Origin of the sequence: Listeria kieliensis (assembly GCF_003369925.1) — a bacterium.
Lineage (GTDB): Bacteria > Bacillota > Bacilli > Lactobacillales > Listeriaceae > Listeria > Listeria kieliensis_A.
This window is the reverse complement of sequence record NZ_LARY01000001.1, coordinates 420,641-439,956: the sequence shown is the minus strand read 5'-3', so window position 1 is coordinate 439,956 and position 19,316 is coordinate 420,641. Positions and strand designations below refer to the sequence as shown.

At 40.6% G+C, this 19,316-nt stretch carries 17 protein-coding genes and 1 other annotated feature; all 17 genes read right to left on the bottom strand.

Translation table 11 applies throughout. The features are described 5' to 3' along the window. Positions 1-7 precede the first annotated feature (7 nt). The 17 genes from dapF to ftsL all read right to left on the bottom strand — a co-directional run bounded on the left by dapF (position 8) and on the right by ftsL (position 19,307). The gene (gene dapF / locus UR08_RS02230; protein WP_115752029.1) at positions 8-994 is read right to left on the bottom strand and encodes a diaminopimelate epimerase; all 987 of its coding nucleotides are present in this window, start codon (positions 992-994) and stop codon (positions 8-10) included. A 98-nt stretch (positions 995-1,092) separates the two neighbouring features. Continuing rightward, positions 1,093-3,855, bottom strand: a complete 2,763-nt coding sequence (gene ileS / locus UR08_RS02225) for an isoleucine--tRNA ligase (RefSeq protein WP_115752028.1) — start codon at positions 3,853-3,855, stop codon at positions 1,093-1,095. A gap of 56 nt (positions 3,856-3,911) precedes the next feature. Then, positions 3,912-4,131: a binding site (T-box leader), on the bottom strand. Continuing rightward, complete coding sequence (locus UR08_RS02220; RefSeq protein ID WP_115752027.1) at positions 4,130-4,660, bottom strand: DivIVA domain-containing protein; 531 nt, start codon at positions 4,658-4,660, stop codon at positions 4,130-4,132. It overlaps the preceding feature by 2 nt. Before the next feature lie 146 nt (positions 4,661-4,806). After that, on the bottom strand, positions 4,807-5,325 hold the full coding sequence (locus UR08_RS02215) for a transcription repressor NadR (RefSeq protein ID WP_115752026.1): 519 nt from the start codon (positions 5,323-5,325) through the stop codon (positions 4,807-4,809). Between the two features lie 153 nt (positions 5,326-5,478). Next, on the bottom strand, positions 5,479-6,255 hold the full coding sequence (locus UR08_RS02210) for a YlmH family RNA-binding protein (RefSeq protein ID WP_115752025.1): 777 nt from the start codon (positions 6,253-6,255) through the stop codon (positions 5,479-5,481). 120 nt (positions 6,256-6,375) lie between these two features. Further along, a complete protein-coding gene (locus UR08_RS02205) occupies positions 6,376-6,672 on the bottom strand; it encodes a YggT family protein (RefSeq protein ID WP_115752024.1) in 297 nt (98 codons plus the stop codon). 23 nt (positions 6,673-6,695) lie between these two features. Continuing rightward, complete coding sequence (locus tag UR08_RS02200) at positions 6,696-7,157, bottom strand: cell division protein SepF (RefSeq protein WP_115752023.1); 462 nt, start codon at positions 7,155-7,157, stop codon at positions 6,696-6,698. Positions 7,158-7,178: 21 nt separating this feature from the next. Beyond that, entirely contained in the window at positions 7,179-7,853 is a 675-nt protein-coding gene (locus tag UR08_RS02195) for a YggS family pyridoxal phosphate-dependent enzyme (RefSeq protein ID WP_115752022.1), read from the bottom strand. Positions 7,854-7,905: 52 nt separating this feature from the next. Next, positions 7,906-9,075, bottom strand: a complete 1,170-nt coding sequence (ftsZ, locus tag UR08_RS02190) for a cell division protein FtsZ (protein WP_115752021.1) — start codon at positions 9,073-9,075, stop codon at positions 7,906-7,908. Between the two features lie 44 nt (positions 9,076-9,119). Further along, entirely contained in the window at positions 9,120-10,403 is a 1,284-nt protein-coding gene (gene ftsA / locus UR08_RS02185; protein ID WP_115752020.1) for a cell division protein FtsA, read from the bottom strand. Between the two features lie 236 nt (positions 10,404-10,639). Further along, positions 10,640-11,425, bottom strand: a complete 786-nt coding sequence (locus tag UR08_RS02180; protein WP_115752019.1) for a cell division protein FtsQ/DivIB — start codon at positions 11,423-11,425, stop codon at positions 10,640-10,642. Positions 11,426-11,460: 35 nt separating this feature from the next. Then, the gene (gene murG, locus UR08_RS02175) at positions 11,461-12,555 is read right to left on the bottom strand and encodes an undecaprenyldiphospho-muramoylpentapeptide beta-N-acetylglucosaminyltransferase (protein ID WP_115752018.1); all 1,095 of its coding nucleotides are present in this window, start codon (positions 12,553-12,555) and stop codon (positions 11,461-11,463) included. Then, positions 12,552-13,919, bottom strand: coding sequence for a UDP-N-acetylmuramoyl-L-alanine--D-glutamate ligase (gene murD / locus UR08_RS02170; protein WP_115752017.1), 1,368 nt, complete (start codon positions 13,917-13,919; stop codon positions 12,552-12,554). The genes murG and murD overlap by 4 nt, the downstream gene beginning before the upstream one ends. Before the next feature lie 95 nt (positions 13,920-14,014). Then, complete coding sequence (gene mraY / locus UR08_RS02165; protein WP_115752016.1) at positions 14,015-14,989, bottom strand: phospho-N-acetylmuramoyl-pentapeptide-transferase; 975 nt, start codon at positions 14,987-14,989, stop codon at positions 14,015-14,017. Between the two features lie 45 nt (positions 14,990-15,034). Continuing rightward, on the bottom strand, positions 15,035-16,507 hold the full coding sequence (locus UR08_RS02160) for a UDP-N-acetylmuramoyl-L-alanyl-D-glutamate--2,6-diaminopimelate ligase (RefSeq protein WP_240616016.1): 1,473 nt from the start codon (positions 16,505-16,507) through the stop codon (positions 15,035-15,037). Between the two features lie 173 nt (positions 16,508-16,680). Next, positions 16,681-18,945 (bottom strand): penicillin-binding protein, encoded by a 2,265-nt coding sequence (locus tag UR08_RS02155; protein ID WP_115752015.1) that lies wholly within the window; start codon positions 18,943-18,945, stop codon positions 16,681-16,683. Continuing rightward, complete coding sequence (gene ftsL / locus UR08_RS02150) at positions 18,942-19,307, bottom strand: cell division protein FtsL (protein WP_115752014.1); 366 nt, start codon at positions 19,305-19,307, stop codon at positions 18,942-18,944. The genes UR08_RS02155 and ftsL overlap by 4 nt, the downstream gene beginning before the upstream one ends. Between the last annotated feature and the right edge of the window lie 9 nt (positions 19,308-19,316).

The following is a 19,316-nucleotide window of genomic DNA, read 5'->3' as shown; positions in this document are numbered from 1 at the left end:
CTTCTCCTTACTTTACTTGCTGCAAAAATGCCTTGACTTGTTCAACAAGTTGCAAGTAATCTTCTTGTTCATTCGTTTTTTCCGTAGAAAGTAGCGAAATGCTTGCTCCGTCTTCAGAAATTTCAATGGTTCCTTTATCTGTGAAAGTGGCATTACCAATCAAATGTAATGAAAAATTCTCATTTGTTTTCTCCGCTGTTACTTTCACCATACCGCCGTCGTTATACACCTCAAGCGCTTCTTCCAGTTTATCATGGTCTAGCAACTTTTTAATCAGACTCGAGGCCGACATCGCCGTTCCGCAAGCATTCGTGAAGCCAACACCTCGTTCAAAAGTCCGAACAAAAATTTGATTTCCCGAAAGACGCTGAGCAAAACTAACATTGACACCATCTGGAAAATATGGATTTTCACCATTTAAGTAACTTGCAAGCTTCCCTTGTTTATCCGATGCAAGTGTCTCTTTCGAAACAAAACTAATCAAATGTGGATTCGGCACAGCCACAGCAGAAAAATGCAACTCCGGATCTAGTTCTGGGAGCATTTCGTCAAAAAGTTGGTCTCCTTGATGATGAAAAGGCAAGCTGCTTGGTGTAAACAGCACCGGTGAAATTTCCACTTCAAAAGTGGGGATTTCAAATCCTAGTGAATCACTTTTCTTCACTTGAAGATCCGCTTTCATGGTTTCTACTTTGGCTTCCTCCAACCCGCTTTCTTCTAGCAAATAACGTGCTACTGCCCTGAGACCATTTCCACACATCGAAGCTTCAGAACCGTCCGAATTGAAAACACGCATTTTTCCAATGGTTCCTGGGTTTCCTTCTCCGACAAACAAAATCCCATCAGCACCACCAAGCACATGCGAACGATCACACAACTTTTGGGCAAGAAGCGCTTTTTTGGCATCCGTCCACGCACCAAGTTCACTCTTTCGCTCATCTAAGATAAAAAAGTCATTTTGTGACCCGTGAACTTTAATAAAATCCAGCTTCAACGTCTTCACCCTTCCAAATTTTTAGCTATATTGTACCACATTCTAAGGAACGTGACTAGAAAAGGGCTGCCATGGAGGCAGCCCTTTCTAAGCTTCACTCATTCATAATTTTTAGTTACAATATCCGCACAACGCGCACATAGTGTCGGATGATGCTTATCAGTGCCTACATCTTTTTTCACGACACGGCAGCGTTCGCAAACCTCTCCTTCAGCAACAGAAATTTGAACCGCTACATGCGGGATTTCGAGCGCTGTTTCTGGAGCTTTTGCAAGTCCTTCAACTAGTTCGAAATCAGATACGATAAAGAGCTGAGCAAAGTCGCCTTCAAGCGAATCAAATAGTGCTTTCCCTGTTTCATCCACATAAAGCGTTACTTTTGCTAGCATTGATTTCCCAATCATTTTTTCGTTTCGAGCTTCTTCCAGTGCCTTTTGAACACCATCACGCACTTTCATGAACTCATCCCATTTTTCCTCAAGTCCGGCTTTCACTTGAAGGTCGCGCAGTTCTGGCATATCTTCAAGATGAATGCTTGTTGTTTCTTCCCCTTTTAGATTTGCCCAAACTTCTTCTGTTGTATGAGGAAGAATTGGCGCAAGTAATTTAGTTAAAGTCACAACAGATTCATAAAAGACCGTTTGCATTGAACGACGGCTTAAGCTGTCTGCTGCTTCAATATAAACCACATCTTTCGCAAAATCCATATAGAATTGGCTTAGTAGCACCGTGCAGAAATTATTGATTTGATGATAAATCGTCGAGAACTCAAATTTTTCATAACTATTCAATACAGCTTTAACCAAGTGATTTAATTTAACGAGCACATATTGATCTACTTCCCGCAACTCTTCAAAAGCCACTTGATCTTTTTCTGGATGGAAATCATTCACATTTCCTAGCAAGAAACGCATTGTATTCCGGATTTTTCGATATACTTCTGAAACTTGTTTTAAGATATCATCGCTGATACGAACATCTGCCTGATAATCCACAGAAGCTACCCACAAACGAACAATATCTGCTCCCAACTGATTAATTACTTTTCCAGGTAAGATCGTATTCCCAAGTGATTTACTCATCTTACGGCCTTCCCCGTCAAGCGCAAATCCGTGACTAAGCACATTACGATAAGGTGCTTCTCCGGTCATTGCAACAGCTGTTGTAAGCGATGAGTTAAACCAACCACGATACTGGTCAGAGCCTTCCATGTAAAGATCTGCTGGTCTTGAAAGCTCTGGTCTAGCTTCTAATACAGCTTGATGACTCGAACCAGAGTCAAACCAAACATCCATGATATCTTGTTCTTTTGTAAACTCACCATTTGGACTTGATGGGTGTGTAAATCCTTCAGGTAAAAGGTCTTTCGCTTCTTTTTCAAACCAGATATTTGAGCCATGTTCACGGAACAAATCGGAAACATGTTGAATCGTTTCATCCGTAATGATCGCATCCCCATTTTCCGCATAAAAAATCGGTAACGGAACTCCCCAAGCACGTTGACGAGAAATAACCCAATCGCCACGATCACGAACCATGTTATACAGTCTAGTTTCTCCCCATACAGGTGTCCAGTTCACTTTTTGAACCGCATCCATTAATTCACCACGGAATTTATTAATTGAAGCAAACCACTGTGGTGTTGCACGGAAAATAACGGGTTTTTTTGTGCGCCAATCATGCGGATAACTGTGGGTAATAAAATCAAGTTTTAGAAGTGCCCCCACTTCTTTTAGTTTCTCAGTCGCCACTTTATTGGCTTCGTCGTAGAATAAGCCTTCAAATCCTGGAGCTTCATCCGTAAAGACACCTTTTTCATCAATCGGCGCTAGTACATTTAAACCATATTTTTGTCCGACGATGAAGTCATCTTCCCCGTGACCTGGTGCCGTGTGTACAGCTCCTGTTCCAGCATCTGCTGTAGCATGTTCACCGTTAATGACAAGCGAATCACGATCGTAAAACGGATGTTTCGCTACAACGCGGTCCAAATCACTACCACGAACCGTTTGAATGACTTTTCCATCATCCCAATCAAGCGTTTCTTTCAGAGAATCAACAAGTGCAGCGGCTACGAGATACTTTTGCCCAGCCGTTTCTACAACTGCATAATCTAAATTAGGATTGACAGTAATCGCCATATTAGCTGGAATCGTCCATGGAGTTGTCGTCCAAATAACAATTTTTGTATCGTTATCAATAACACCCTTGCCATCTTTTACATCGAAAGCGACATAAATAGAAGCTGATTTTTTATCATGATATTCGATTTCTGCCTCTGCTAATGCTGATTCACTTGAAGGCGACCAATAAACAGGCTTTTTCCCTTTATAGATATAACCTTTTTTCGCCATTTCCCCAAATACTTTAATTTGCTCCGCTTCATATTCAGGTTTTAACGTAATATAAGGATTTTCCCAATCACCATTTACGCCAAGACGTTTGAAACCCGTTCGTTGCAAATCGATTTGCTTATAAGCATATTCTTCACAAAGCTTACGGAATTCAGCAACCGACATTTCTTTCCGTTTCACGCCTTTTTTAGTTAGTGCTTGTTCGATTGGAAGTCCGTGTGTATCCCACCCCGGCACATAAGGTGATCTAAAGCCTGCCATTGATTTATAGCGAACAATAATATCTTTGATCGTTTTATTCATTGCGTGTCCCATGTGAAGCTCACCATTTGCATATGGAGGCCCATCATGCAAAATGTAAGTCGGACGTCCCGCATTTTTTTCTTGAACTTTTTGATAGAGATTTTCCTTTTCCCATTTTTCTTGCCAAAGTGGTTCCTTATTTGGCAAATTTCCTCGCATCGGAAATGCAGTTTTTGGCATCAATAACGTATCTTTATAATCCATCGCTCACAAACTCCTTTATATTATTATTCCGCAAAAAATAAAAATCTCCTCCCTAAAAAAGGGACGAGATTATCGCGTTACCACCCTTGTTGATAAAAAGAAACTTTTTATCCACTCGTTCCATTAACGCCTGGCCGCGCCGAATCTTACTTTATTCAGATTCAGAACTCCTTGAGTGATTTCTGCATTTCAGCTTGCTTCTGGTCTCGCACCATCACCAGTTCGCTTTAAAGCAAGTCTAAGAAAAACATACTTGTCTCAGATCAACATTTTTCTATTCTTGTTCGTTTTCTGCATCTTCCTGAACTTCTTTGATAGATTTCAGTTCCGTTGCATCCACGTCATATTCCATCATTTGTTGCCAATCATCACTTTTAATCAAGTCCATTTGAGCTTCAACAAGCAAGCGCAAACGTTCCCGGAAAACTTTCGATTGACGTTTCAAGTCTTCAATTTCAATTGAAATCTTACGTGCTTTTGAAAGAGAATCTGCTAAAATACGATCCGCATTTTTTTCTGCTTCACGAATAATTAACTTGGCTTCTTGGTCAGCAGATTGTTTAACTTCTTCTGCTGCTGTTTGCGCAACAATTAATGATTTATTTAGCGTTTCTTCAATATTTGTAAAATGTCCTAAGCGTTCTTCATTGTTGTTTAAGGAATCTTCTAAACGCTTCTTTTCTTTTAGTACTTGTTCATAATCTTTAATAATTTGATCGAGGAAGTCATTTACTTCATCTTCATCATAACCTCTAAAACCACGGGTAAATTCTTTGTTATGTATATCCAGTGGCGATAATGGCATATTCTACACCTCCGTACGAATTATCGAAACCGCAGTTTCAAGACGCAACTACGAAATTTCGAAAGAACCTTGCTTTTTACAAAACAAATCCAATATAAGTTTTATTTTAACACAATCTATCATTTTTTCCTAGTGCGATGTCGATTTTAACGAACAAGTATCCCAATTTCCGCTAAAACTTCAATTGCTTTGTTGATTTGTTCCTCCGTATCCGCTTCAACAGTATGGAGATGAAGACCATTCGTTAAACCAGAAAGCATCAGCGCATCAGTTGTTTTTAATTTATAGACAAATTTTTCAACATCAAAGCGACTATTTAGATGAAGATTTCCCGTTAGTTCCCCGTAAATCGGATGATCCACAATCACATCTATGACAGAAACCCCATAATCCACTAAAGTATTTAATTCACTTTCAGCTTCTTCTTTCGTGTGGTTACAAGCTATGATCCGCCGAATTCTTTTTGATTCCTTAGCCATCATATAGCCTTGTGGTGTCGAAATGATCGGCTGCTCCATCGCTCGAAGCAGTGAAATATCTTGCACGATCACTTGCCTACTCACATCTGTCCGCTTGGCTAACTCGCCACCAGAAATCGGTTCAGAAGTATGTCGTAGCCAGTCTAAAATGGCTGCTCGCCTATCTTCTCCAAGCATTTTTTTCAAAGTTCATCACCCACTTCACTTCTTTTTCTTGCTTTTAAATTAAGGTTATTATATCACAAGCACCGCTTATGCAACATCAATCTGCCACAGCTTTCCTCATTTTCTTGCCAAAAAAAAGAAACTGTCAACAGATTTTACTCTACTTCCAGTTTCTTATTTTAAAAAGCCAATATTCATTCGAATTTTATCTTTTTTGGTTCGCCCATGAATTTGAATCAATTTAATCCGCCCATAACCTCGTGCTGACAAAATATCCGCTTCTTCACACTCAAAATCCGGATTTTCAACCACTTTCCAGTTCACTTTAACAAGTCCGGCTTGAATCATTTGTTTTGCTTTTTGCCTAGAAAGATGAAGCACGTTGCTTAAAACCCCATCCAGTCGTAAGCTCGAAGTGGTAATCATTTGCTCTTCCCACTCTTCTTGAACAATTAAAGCATCACGGAGTGAAACCTCTTCAAGCGTCACATTAACTTTCCCAATTTTTTCGAGCTGACTCGTTACATAATGCGCCATTTCGGCATCCACAAAAAACTGCCACTCTTCACCTTGATTTAAAATATCCCCGAAAGCTTCACGACGAATACCGAGCGACATCAGTGTTCCGAGTATTTTTTGATGCGTGAGCGTCGTGAATTTCACAGGATAGCGAATATGAAAAAGACTGATTTGAAAGTCCTTCTCTTCTGGCATATAATAATCGGGATAAATTAAAGCTCGCTTTCGTTCTGTAAATTCCGATCCACCAAAAAAAGTGATTTCCATCGCTTCATACCCACCAACAACCGTTTCAGCAATAAAGCGCTGGCGCGGATCTAAAAATTCTGTCAGACGCGGAGTATACTCGTTCTCCACTTGAATCGCCAAATCTAAAACCTGATCGATAAAAGCATATTCTTCTTTACGAAAATGTTGATAAATACCTTCCATCTGCTTCACCTCCCTCTTTTTTTGTAAAACAAGTAATCGAGACTTAATTGATTTTATCTCCTTTTGAATCGGGCAAGTTTTCCTGCTTTAAAAAAAGTCATGCCCAAAAGACATGACCCGTTAAATTCCGTATAAAAGCGGTACAACGTATTGATAAATCAAATTGGTAAGGACAGTCATCGCAAATTGGAAAGCAATAAAAGCAACCAATGATGAAATATCGAACATTCCAATCGGCGGGATAATCCGTCTGAACGGTTCCAGAATTGGTTCAAAAATCCGACCTAAAAAGCGACCGATCTTCGATTCACGTGCTCCGGGAAACCAACTCATCAAGAAGTAGACAAACATGAGTGTTGGCAAGTAGCGAATGATAAACAAAATGACATCAACCACTTGAATTAAAAAAGTTTGCAACCTTGTGTTCCACCTCTCTAGCTTTACATGTAATTTTGTTCTTCAAGCATTTCAGAAATCGAGCCATCCACGCTAACGTTTTCTGGTGTACAAAGGAAAATATTATTCCCAATACGTTGGATGTCGCCTCCCAATGCATAAACCGTTCCACTTAGGAAATCTACAATCCGAATAGCTTGATCGTGACTAATGCGCTGTAAGTTAACAACAAGCGTTTTATATTCCTTTAAGTAATCCGCAAGTTCTTGTGCCTCAGCGTACACACGTGGTTCAGAAAGCATTACTTCACTTGAAAATTGCGCACCTTGCATACTCACGACATTCGGCTCTTCTTCAACAGCGCGAAAACGATTTTTAGCTGGTTTTTCATTTTTTTTCTGAATCATTGGCTCAGGTTCCTGATTATTTTTTCGGTTTGTTTCTTCTTCGTAGTATTCATCTTCATCAAGGAAAAAGAAAGATTTGAATTTATTGGAAAGTCCCATGATCTTGCACCTCCGTTAATTTTAGTCATTTACGAGCGCTCTGCCAACACGAATATATGTGGCACCTTCTTCAATTGCAATGCTGTAGTCATTTGTCATCCCCATAGATAGTTCGCTTGCAGTCACTTGGTTGAGTTGAAGCGATGCAATTTCAGCTCCTGCTTCTTTCAACGTGTGAAAAATCTCATGAAGGTCGTCTTCATTTTCAGTAATTGGAGCCATCGTCATCAATCCGACAATTTCAATTTGCTTAAAATCAGCTTGTTTCAAAAACGCCAGAGCTGATTCCTTCGTAAAACCATGTTTGGACTCCTCTCCAGAAACATTCAGCTGCAAGAAACAACGGACTGGCTTTATGGCCCGTTTTTCAATTTCCTCAGCCAAACTCACGCGATCAAGCGAATGGATAAAATCTACTTTATCAATAATTTGCTTCACCTTACGTGTTTGGAGCGATCCGATAAAATGCCAGCGGATGTCCGAGAAATCTTGAAAGGCTTCATATTTCTCTAAAAAGACATCCACTCGGTTTTCACCAAAATCACGAATTCCCAAATCATAAAGTTCTTTCATTCCTGCAACATCAATGGTCTTTGTTACTGCAACCAAATTTACCTCTGCTTCAGAACGTCCAGATTTTTTGCAAGCTTCTTTGATATTTGCATTTATTTGAATGAGATTATCTTGTTTTGACATCTGCGTCACCTTTGTTCATTTGAATTCCCGAATTCTAACGCTTCAAACATTTTTAACGTTTACGTCTGTTACGATTGCGGATGAACGCTGGAACATCAACGTCACCATGATCTGTGTTTGTTGGTTCTTCTTCACGGTAAGAAGGTGCTTGTGGTTCAGCTGGGCCATTTTCCACCGGTCGACGAGACTCTTCAGGTTTAGCATAATTTGGACGATTTACATCAATTTTTTGACCTGTCGCACGTCTTGTTTGAACCGTTTGTTGTTTCGATTCGTCAAAACCAGTAGCAATAACTGTTACAACAAGCTCATCTTTTAAATCATCGTTAATAACAGAACCAAAAATCATATTCACTTCTGGATCAGAAGCATTTGATACGATTTCTGCTGCTTCCTGCACTTCATACAAGCTAAGATTGGATCCGCCTGTAATATTCATCAGCACACCCTTAGCTCCGTCAATCGATGTTTCAAGTAGTGGAGAAGAAATTGCTTTTTTAGCAGCATCTGCCGCGCGATTTTCACCCGTTGCAATCCCAATTCCCATAAGAGCTGATCCACGATTTGTCATGATTGTTTTCACATCAGCAAAGTCCAAGTTGATAAGACCAGGTACTGCGATCAAATCAGAAATTCCTTGAACCCCTTGACGAAGAACATTATCTGCTTCACGGAACGCTTCAAGCATTGGTGTGTTTTTATCCACAATTTGAAGTAAGCGATCGTTTGGAATCACAATCAGCGTATCTACTGCTTCTTTCATTGCCTCTGTTCCAGAAACCGCTTGTTTCGAGCGTTTTGGCCCTTCAAAACCAAATGGTCGCGTAATCACACCAACAGTTAGAGCACCCATTTCCTTTGCAATTTGGGCAATAACGGGAGCCGCACCAGTTCCTGTACCGCCACCCATTCCAGCAGTGACAAATACCATGTCCGCACCTTTTAATGCTTCTTCAATGACTTCGCGACTCTCTTCTGCCGCTTTCTTCCCGATTTCAGGGACAGCTCCAGCTCCAAGCCCACGAGTAAGCTTTGAACCGATCTGTAGTTTTACTTCTGATTTAGCTAAATTAAGGGCTTGGGCATCTGTATTAACAGAAATAAATTCAACGCCTTGAACGCCGTGTTCGATCATGCGATTAACAGCATTGTTTCCGCCACCGCCGACGCCAATTACTTTAATCGTTGCCAAGCTTTCAGAATTGGTTTCAAACTCTAACATTCTATTTCCTCCTACTACTTTCTTGATTTTTTTAATCGCAGCTATTATTCAAAAAACGCGCCAAAGAAATTTTTCATTTTCGTTGTTACTTTTTCATCATCAGATTTTTTAGGTTTAGGTGCTTTCGCTTTCTTTTCAGCTCGTCCTTCGCTTTCTTCATGATAAGCCGAAGCCTCACTTCCAAGATCTCGCCCTTCTAACCCCTCTAATTCATACGCATATTGGATCAAACCAACAGCCGTTGTATAAGCTGGATCTCTAACCCCAATATAATCTGGCATTGCAAGCCTTGCATGACTGCCAAGCGTTTTTCCAGCAAGATCGATCGCACCCGGCATTCCCATTGTACCACCAGTTAAGATGTAACCGCCTTGCAAGTTTCTTGCGCCCATGCGGTAAACTTCTTCTTGAACTAGTTCAAAAATTTCTTCCAGTCTCGCTTCAATGATATCCGCAATTTCAAGTTGATTGAAATGCTGTTGCTGATCTGAGCCAATCACATCCACCGAAAATACTTCATCTTGTGAAGCATCATCATAAAAAGCATAACCATGCTCTAGCTTCACTTTTTCAGCATTTGCCGTTGAAGTATTTAAGCCGAGTGATAAGTCTTTCGTGATATTTTCTCCACCAACTGGAATTGAACTTGTTGCCACCAGTTTTCCTTGATCAAATAAACTGATTGTCGTTGTTCCCGCGCCAATATTCACAAGTGCGGTGCCAAATTCTTTGTCATCATTTGTCATCGAAATAGCAGCTTCAGCAAGTGGCTGTAGCACAATTTCAGTAATTTCCAGTCCAGCTCGTTCTACGCAGCGGAGAATGTTATGTAAGATTGTTTTTGAACCTGTTACAAGTGAGCCTTCCATTTCTAAACGTACACCACTCATGCCACGCGGATCTGTTATCCCATCAAAGCCATCCACAATAAATTGATGCGGAATGAGACTGATCACTTCACGTTCGGGGCTAAGCGGAGCAACTTGTGCGGAATCAAGCACATTCCACACATCATGATCTGTAATTTCAGAATTATCCCCACTAACCGCAACGATGCCACGACTGTCTTCAAGCATAACTTGATTAGAAACAATTCCAACAATCACTTGTGAAATTTCAACTCCAACCATTCGTTCAGCTTTTTGAATCGCTTGTTTGATCGAATCCACAGCTTTATCGATATCAATGACAATGCCCTTTTTAATTCCTTCTGATTCAACGTCGCCAACACCTATAATATTCAAACGGTCATTTGCAATTTCCGCGATGATTACTTTAATTTTTGAAGAGCCAATATCAAGGCTCACATAAATTTCACTTTCTCCCACTGAACGGCACCTCCTTCTTTTTCATTCGTGTACCATCTTCATTTTATTTATGCAATTTCTTATTTTCATGTTGACACTTTTTAGACTATGTTAGATTTACCTATACTATAGTCTACACCAACAAACTTTTGAATTAAAGTACAAAGATCAAATTTTGAACATTTTTTAAGAATTACCAACCAAATGATGCAAAAAGGGGAACAAACGACCCCCTATTAGCCATAATTTTTATAGAATCATTCAGAATCTGCCTTTTCTTTTTCTTGTTTCTTTTTATAATAACTTTCAAAATAGGCTCCTACTTCAAGGTCAATGACGCCTTTTTGTCCAGCGTTTAATTGAGCTGAAATGGAAGGATAGTAACTCATTTTCTCTGCGAATCCGTGGATTGTCGCTGTCACTTGATTGCCGTCATTCATGTACAATAAAATGTGTTCAGGATCGCTTTTTGTTGGCTCCAAATGGATTTCAGATACAGCATTTTGAACACTTACCGGTAACTTTTTCCATTCCTTCACCATATCTTTCAGTACATCATCGTTTTTAAAATTGAAAAAAAGCACACGATTCCCGATCGGAAATTTTCTTGCTCGCTCTAACAATAGCTCGCCATTTTCAAGAATTTCATAATAAAAACCATCTCTTGGTTGATAACCTATTGTTTTATATTCGGTGATTTTGATTTTAATTGCTCGAAGTCTACTTTTTTCAACGGTAGCTTTTTTGATCATTTTATTTTTTTCAAGTTGTTCTTCTACATTTTTATTGTTCGTAGCGATCATATAGTCACCTTTTTGAATGCCACTATCCGATCGTACATCCTGTTCTGTTAGTTCCCGATTTCCAGAAACATAGATCGTCTCTACTTTGCTAATCGGAGACAAAAAATACAATGTTGCAAGAATCAGTAGAACAAAGAAGCCTATCAGAAGAATTAAATGACGAATCAATCTTTTCTTACGATACTTCTTTAGTTCAGGAATGCGGCTTTCGATCGAAACCACTTTTTTGTTTTTCGCCATTTAAAATCTTGCCTCCTTTGTTCTAGTTTCCCTGGTTAAGCTTTCGTGAGGCTCAAAGCTAGATCCACTAGGCGTTTAGCGGCATCAGGAACACCTAATTCGCCAGCGTGAAATGCCATCTCATCAAGCGTCGCTTTGTCTGTCATAATCGCATCAATTTGCGCCATTAAATCCGTTTGCTCGAGCTCGGATTCTGTTATGACAACGCTAGCCCCGCTTTTTTCTAGGGAACGAGCATTTTTTTCTTGATGATTTGCCGTTACATAGGGACTTGGAATTAAAATACTAGGTACGCCAAGTGAAGTCAATTCTGCAATCGTGGTCGCCCCTGCCCGCGAAATCACAAGCTCGACTTCATTTAAAACTTCAGGCATGTTATAGACGAAAGGAACCACACTGATATTTCCACTCAAATTAAGGGTTTTGAGCTCTTCTTTTATTTTTTCGTAGTGTACATTTCCGGTCACATAAAGCAGCTGGTAGTCCTTATCTTTCCACTCGGGCAAGATGTTCCAAACGGCTTCATTAAGTGGCCTTGCACCCCTACTCCCCCCGAATGCAAGAACGGTGGGTTTGGCGCTGTCTAATTGATAGGCTTCGAGCGCATTCGTCGTTTCGATGTTCACCACTTCGGAAGCCCGCGGGTTTCCTGTAAAGACAATTTTCTCTGATGGAAAAGAATCACTCACTTCTTCAAAACAAATGGCGATTTTATCCACATAGCGGCTTAAAAATTTATTGGTTAGCCCAGCCACGCTATTTTGTTCATGAATAATCGTTGGGATTTTAAGCTTGCTTGCCGCATAAACCACTGGTCCACACACATATCCGCCTGTTCCAATGACACAATCCGGATTAAAGCGTCGTAAAATTTCCTTACTTCGCTTCGTTCCTTTGAAGAACCGAGCGATCGTCTTAAAGTTTTCAAGTGAAAGGGAACGTTTAAAGCCTGTAATTTCAATTGCTTCAAAAGCAATGCCTTCACGGGGAACTAGATCTGCTTCAAGACCTTTTGAGGTACCAATGTATAAAAACTCAGCATCTGGATATTCCTTTTTACATTCTCGGATAAAAGCAAGCGCCGGGAAAATATGGCCTCCCGTTCCGCCTCCTGTTAGTACAATTTTCATTTTTCCACCTCATCAGTCAGCGCGCGAATTGCCCGCATGTAAGCATTTCCTCGTACTTCAAAAGTTCGATATTGATCCCAACTTGCACAAGCGGGTGAAAGTAAAATTACATCGCCCGGTTGAGATGCCTTGTAAGCCACTGGAACGGCATCTTCAACATCTTTGACATAATGCACCGTTGTTCCGGCTTCTTTAGCCACTCGCGCAATTTTGTCTGCCGTTTCCCCGAATACAACAACATCTTTCACATTGCGTAAAAACGGCATTAATTCATCAAACTCATTTCCCCGGTCTAATCCACCAGCAAGAAGCACAACGGGTTGTTTGAATCCTTTTAATGCACTTTGTGTCGCTAAAATATTCGTGGCTTTGGAGTCGTTATAAAATTTACGCCCATTAAATTCAGTCACGAACTGCGTACGATGTGGCACGCCTTTAAAGGTTTTAAGAACCGTCATAATCGCTTCATTAGGTACCCCAATTGTTTTCACAGTAGCAATAGCAGCCAGAATGTTTTCGAGATTATGATCTCCTGGGAGAAGAATATCCTCACGCGAGCCGATCACTTCATCATTAAACATCAACTGATTGTTTTGAACGTAAGCACCTTCTGAAAGCCGTTGTGTCGTTGAAAAAGGAATCACGCGTGCTGCCGTTTTTCGTGTCAATCCTTGTAACTCTTCTTGATCCCAATTGATGACAAGAACATCCTCTTTCGTTTGGTTTTTTTGAATGTTCCATTTTGCCGCCACGTATTCTTCACGCGTCTTGTGATAATCAAGATGGGCCTCATAAATGTTTGTGATAACAGAAATTTTGGGTTTAAACGTAGAAACTCCCATTAGCTGGAAGGAAGAGAGTTCCATTGTAATCCACTGATCGCTTGTTGCGCTTTCCGCAACCGCCGATGCCGGGAAGCCAATGTTTCCAGCAAGAAGTGATTTTCCTGCAACCATTTCATTTAACATCCGGTCAATAATCGTTGTCGTTGTTGTTTTCCCATTAGTCCCTGTAATCCCAATGATTGGCGCTTCCGAAATTTGATAAGCCAGTTCTACTTCAGTAATTACTGGAATGTTTAATCGCTCGGCTTTTGCAACCATCGGATTGTTATAAGGAATTCCTGGATTTTTCACGAGAAGTTCAAAACCCTCATCCAAAAGTTCTGTCGGATGGCTTCCGCAAATCACTTTAATCCCTTGCTCGAGCAAGCCTTGTGCTTCTGGATTTTCACTGAATGGCAATTGATCATTTACTGTGACAAAAGCCCCTAATTTATGCAACAAACTCGCAGCGCTCACGCCACTTTTCGCAAGCCCTAGAACCAGTACTTTTTTATGATAATACATTTCAATATTTTTCATTTTGTTAGCCTCCGATATTTCCCTTTTTTGCTAAAAACGACTGAAAGCGCCAGCTAAACGGCCAAAACTGAACCTTCTAGAGACGCTAAAATCGTTTATAACTGTACCATTAAAATGGCTGCCACTGCCGCAAGTAAACCTACTCCCCAAAACGTTAGAACAACACGCCATTCATTCCAACCACCTAACTCAAAGTGGTGATGGATTGGCGTCATTCGAAATAGTCGCTTGCCGTGTGTTAGCTTGAAATAAGAAACTTGTAAAATCACGGATGCTGTTTCAATAACAAAAACAATCCCAATTAAAAGGAGAAGCCATTCTTGCTTTAGTAAAATCGAAACGGCTGCAAGTGCCCCACCGAGCGCAAGCGAGCCGGTATCGCCCATAAATATTTTCGCAGGGTTCTTGTTGAATAGAAGAAACCCAAGCATGCCCCCGACTACTGCAAAGCAGAACAAAGCGACTTCAAACTGATTTTGCACGACAGCGATCACACCGAACGCCGCAAAGGCAATACTTGAAAGTCCTGAAACAAGGCCATCTAGGCCGTCTGTTAAGTTGACCGCATTCGAGAAACCAACGAGCCAGAACAAAACAAACAACAAGAAAAACCAACCTAAGTTCACTTCGATTTGTGTAAATGGAACGCGCAGTGTCTCTGAAAAATTCCCAAAATGATAAACAAGGAAAAATAACACAGCGATAGTCACTTGCCCTAGAAATTTTTGTTTGGATGTTAAGCCTAAATTGCGTTTTTTAACGACTTTAATATAATCATCGAGAAATCCAAGTGCACCATAAAGTGCGATTGCGATAAACAGCAACCCGGTTGTTAAACTGAAAGATTTCGTGATAAAGCTCATAACCAAATAACTGAACATGATAGCCATTAAGAAAACGACAGCTCCCATTGTTGGCGTTCCTGATTTTTGAGCGTGCATCTTCGGTCCTTCTTCGCGGATACTTTGACCAAATTTCAGCTTAACTAAAAATGGAATTAAGACCGGTACAAAAGCTACCGTTAAAATGAATGCAATCGCAAGCGTGGTGAATAACATATAAAATGACACAATGATTTCTCCCCAATCTTTTCTTTCAAACTGTTATTTATTGTATTAAAGTTCTAGTTTTTTTTCAATAGCTAACCGTGCTTCAACACGATCGTCAAAATCAATTTTTTCTGTTCCGATAATTTGATAGTCTTCGTGACCTTTTCCGGCAATTAAAATTACATCGCCCGCTTCAGCTTGCTCAACCGCATACTGAATCGCTTCTCTCCGATTGACGCGCACAACGTATTCTTTTCCTTCTACACCTTTTTCCATGTCTCGAATAATCGTTCGTGGATCTTCTGTTCGCGGATTATCTGATGTAAAAATCGGATCTGTCGCATAATCGACTGCGATTTTCGCCATTTTCGGTCGTTTGCCTTTATCCCGGTCCCCACCGCAACCAACAACGACAAACACCCGCTTTTTAGCGAATTCATCCACTGTTTCAAGCACATTTAGCAACCCATCTGGCGTATGCGCATAATCGACAATCACCGGAAAATCCTGTCCAGCATGAACAAGTTCAAAGCGCCCTGAAACACCTTTCACTTCACCAAGTGTTTGGATGGCTTCTTTTTCAGGAATTTGAAGCACGAACGAAGTGGCCAGTGCCGCAAGTACATTATAGATACTAAATTTCCCAATCATTTGAATGTGTACTTTCTGAACACCCGTTTTCGAAACTAAATCAAATGTCGAGCCTTTACTTGTAATTTCAATGTTCTTGGCTCTAAAATCTGCATCGTGATCAATTCCATAAGTAATAACTGGAACCGCCGTTGCTTCTCGCATCGTTTCTGAAGCTGGATCATCAGCATTAAGTACCGCCATTTTCGGCGCTTCTTTTTGGAACTTATTACCAAGTTGAGCAAATAATAAGCTTTTCGCATGCGCATAGGCTTCCATCGTTTTGTGGTAGTCTAAATGATCTTGCGAAAGATTTGTAAAAACCGCTACATCAAAATCCGTCCCATGCACACGACCTTGCACAAGAGCATGACTCGAAACTTCCATTGTCACACTCGTTACGCGGGCTTGCTTCATGTCAGAAAAAACTTGCTGTAGCGTTAAGCTTCCCGGCGTTGTATTTTTAGTTTCAATCGTGCGCTCAGCAATGCGCATGTACATCGTCCCGATTAATCCCGTCTTTTCGCCGTGCGTCCGCAAAATTTGATCGATTAAATGCGTCACCGTCGTTTTCCCATTAGTCCCCGTTACGCCAATCATACGCATTTGTTGACTTGGCGAGCCGTAAAAGTGATCGGCAAGAAGCGCGAGTGCACGCTTTGTGTCTTGAACACGAATAACGGGAATAGACACAGGCACCTCACGTTCTGCCAAAATCAACGTTGCTCCCTTTTCCTCAGCCACTTTAGCAAATTGATGCCCATCAATCACTTCCCCGTCAATACAAACAAAAAGAGTTCCTGGGGCTACTTCACGGCTGTCCTGTTCAATTTTTTCAATCTCTATTTCCGGCAAATCCTGAGCGCCATAGTAAAGCGGCAGCACGCTTAACAGCTTCTCTAATTTCACAACTTCCATCTCCTTTAAGCTCGCTTTTCGCTCTTTCCTAAAATAAATAAGGCGAAAAATCTCCTTTTCTATCTTAGCAAAAAGTAACAAGCATTTCTATATGACCTAAAGCCCAGTAAAATAGGTATTCTGGCTTCTCTGACAAAGAAGCCAGAATACCTACTAGGCAAAAATCATTGACCCGTCAAAAGGTCACCTACACCTTGATTTTCTTGAATATTCGTGTCTTGCTTCACCTTTTCTTTATCCGAATCATCGTTATTCTTCGTAAATGCTTCAATCGAATCCGGAGTCGCAAGTTCAAGCTTGAGTTCTGTATCATCATTCAAAATCGTTCCCGCAGCTGCACTTTGTTTCACCACGTATCCACTTCCACTGAAACTGAATGGAATTCCCGTGATTTCTGATACTTTCAGCGCATCTTCTCGTGACCAGTTTTGCATATCTGGAACCGTCATATCGCCATCTGTCATCAAAATGACTTTTTGTCCTTCAAGAATTGTTTCTCCGACTTTTGGAATTTGCTGCACGATTTTTTTCCCATTGCCAATCACAACAGGGTTAAGTTTATCTTGTTGCACCGCTTTTTTCGCTTCTTCCACCGTTTTACTTGTGTAATCTTTCATTTTAATCTTCGAAAGTTTCTTTTCAGCAGCCGGTTTGATATTCAAATACTGCAAACTATTTTTCATAACTGGATTAAAGACTTCAGAAACCGCTTCTCCGCCTGTTTCCGTATCCGAAAGCTGCGGTTGCTGCATCGTCACATACATCACAATTTCCGGATCATTTGCAGGTGCCATCCCCATGAAAGAAAAGATGTAATTATTTTTTCCCGTCATATATTTCCCAGAAGTCGAGTCTGCAATTTGTGATGTCCCTGTTTTACCAGCGACAGAATAGCCTGGAATGGCATAGAGTTTCCCTGTACCATGTTCTCCGCTAACAACGCGCTCCAATTCTTCACGTGTTTTTTTCGCCGTAGCTTCACTAATTGGATTCCCAGTAACTTTCATTTGCGTTTTCGACGTTTTGTTTGTATTTGGATTCGTAATGGAAGAAACCACATAAGGCAGTTTCATTTTGCCATCGCTTGCAATCGCCGAAGCGCCTTGAAGCATTTGCATCATCGAGACAGTCGTTCCTTGACCAAAAACAGTCGTTACTTTTTCTACTGGATAGTGATAAAGAATTTTACCAGTTGCTTCATTTGGAAGTTGAATGCCTGTTTTCCTTCCAAAGCCAAACTTCGTTAGATACTTTTCAAACGTATCTGTTCCCATTTTATTAAGCAAAGTGGCAAAGGCAACATTACTAGAACGTTCCACGCCTTCACGATAGGGAATCGACCCCCAACCAACTCCACCATTGTGGTCGTGGATCGGAATGTCTCCAACTTTATAGATTCCTGATTTAAAATAAGCGTTCGGGTTGTAAACGCCTGTATCAATCGCTGAGGCCAGTGAAAAAATCTTCATAACAGAACCCGGCTCATACGCGTACTCGACAGGTAAATCTTGCCAAACCCCTGCTGATTTTCCATTCAAACCAGCTTTAGTTGTTGGATTAAAGGATGGGCGCTGACTCATTGCTAAAATTTCACCTGTTTTCGGATTCATAACGACAGCCATCATATTTTTAGGCTTATACTTCGCATTGACTGTTGTCATCGTATCTTCTAAGAAGGTTTGAATTTTTTTATCAAGCGTCAATTCGATTTGACTACCATCTTTGGCTTTTTCCACATTTTTATCAGCATTCGGTAAGATATAGCCCATTCGGTCTGTACTATATTTCAACTTACCATTTTCGCCCGTTAAAGCCGCATTATAACTTTTTTCAATACCCATCTTGCCAACAAGTGAGCTTTCACCACTTTGGCCTTCCGTTTGCTGTGCAAAACCAATGAGCTGTGTTGCAAAAGTTCCATTTGGATAAAAACGTTCTGCTTGTCTAGTGAAAATCAATCCAGGTAAATCTTCTTTTTCGATTTTCTTTTTTGTTTCAACAGAAATATTTTTGCCAGCTTTTCCAAACTCGACTTGATAAACCTTTTTCTTATTTAAACGCTTCAAGATATCTGCCTTTGACATCGCAATATATTTGCTAAGCACTTCAGCTGTTTTTTCTTTATTTGTAACATACATCGGATTTTTATCCGTTTTAGACAGCCGATTTGAAACGACCGCAGCAAGTGTATAAGTTGCAGTATCTTCAGCGAGTACTTCTCCATTTCGATCAATAATCGAACCGCGTTTCGCTTCGATGACTTCACTTTTCGCATGTTGCTTACTTGCGAGTGCCGCAAGTGGTTCCCCGTTCACGACGCCGCGAATTTGAATATACAAAAAGCGTCCCGTAAGAACGAGGAAAAGCGCAGTGAAAAAGACAAAAAGAGCTAATGCGCCTCTCCTCATATTTCCTCTGCGCCGGTTCATTTGCCGTCTACTACTTTCACGTTATCGCCATCGAGTTTCAAGCCTTTTTCTTTCGCTTTTTGCAAGATGCGTTCATAGCGCCCCAAGTCATTAGCTTGCACTTTTAAGTCTGCATTGTTTTTTTCTTGATCGGACAACTTAGACTCCGTTGTTTCAACGCTTTGATTGACATCATAGATACTTGCTTGTACCCGAATAATTTGAAAAGCGATAACAGCTACCACTACGATAGCCATCGCGACGATTATTTTTTCACCTGTTGTGACTCGTTTGCGTTTAACAAGTTTTTGTGTTTGTTCTTCTGTTTGTTCAGTATGTATACGCTTTGGTTCCAAATTGGATTTGTAGGCTACATTACTCACAGACACCAT

What these genes read in the sequence shown, in the direction of transcription:
- UR08_RS02195 (WP_115752022.1), bottom strand. Translation starts at nt 7,853, where the DNA reads ATGTCAAAACAAGATAATCTCATTCAAATAAATGCAAATATCAAAGAA.
- ftsZ (WP_115752021.1), bottom strand. Translation starts at nt 9,075, where the DNA reads ATGTTAGAGTTTGAAACCAATTCTGAAAGCTTGGCAACGATTAAAGTA.
- UR08_RS02220 (WP_115752027.1), bottom strand. Translation starts at nt 4,660, where the DNA reads ATGCCATTATCGCCACTGGATATACATAACAAAGAATTTACCCGTGGT.
- UR08_RS02180 (WP_115752019.1), bottom strand. Translation starts at nt 11,425, where the DNA reads ATGGCGAAAAACAAAAAAGTGGTTTCGATCGAAAGCCGCATTCCTGAA.
- UR08_RS02210 (WP_115752025.1), bottom strand. Translation starts at nt 6,255, where the DNA reads ATGGAAGGTATTTATCAACATTTTCGTAAAGAAGAATATGCTTTTATC.
- UR08_RS02200 (WP_115752023.1), bottom strand. Translation starts at nt 7,157, where the DNA reads ATGGGACTTTCCAATAAATTCAAATCTTTCTTTTTCCTTGATGAAGAT.
- ileS (WP_115752028.1), bottom strand. Translation starts at nt 3,855, where the DNA reads ATGGATTATAAAGATACGTTATTGATGCCAAAAACTGCATTTCCGATG.
- UR08_RS02155 (WP_115752015.1), bottom strand. Translation starts at nt 18,945, where the DNA reads ATGAACCGGCGCAGAGGAAATATGAGGAGAGGCGCATTAGCTCTTTTT.
- murG (WP_115752018.1), bottom strand. Translation starts at nt 12,555, where the DNA reads ATGAAAATTGTACTAACAGGAGGCGGAACGGGAGGCCATATTTTCCCG.
- murD (WP_115752017.1), bottom strand. Translation starts at nt 13,919, where the DNA reads ATGAAAAATATTGAAATGTATTATCATAAAAAAGTACTGGTTCTAGGG.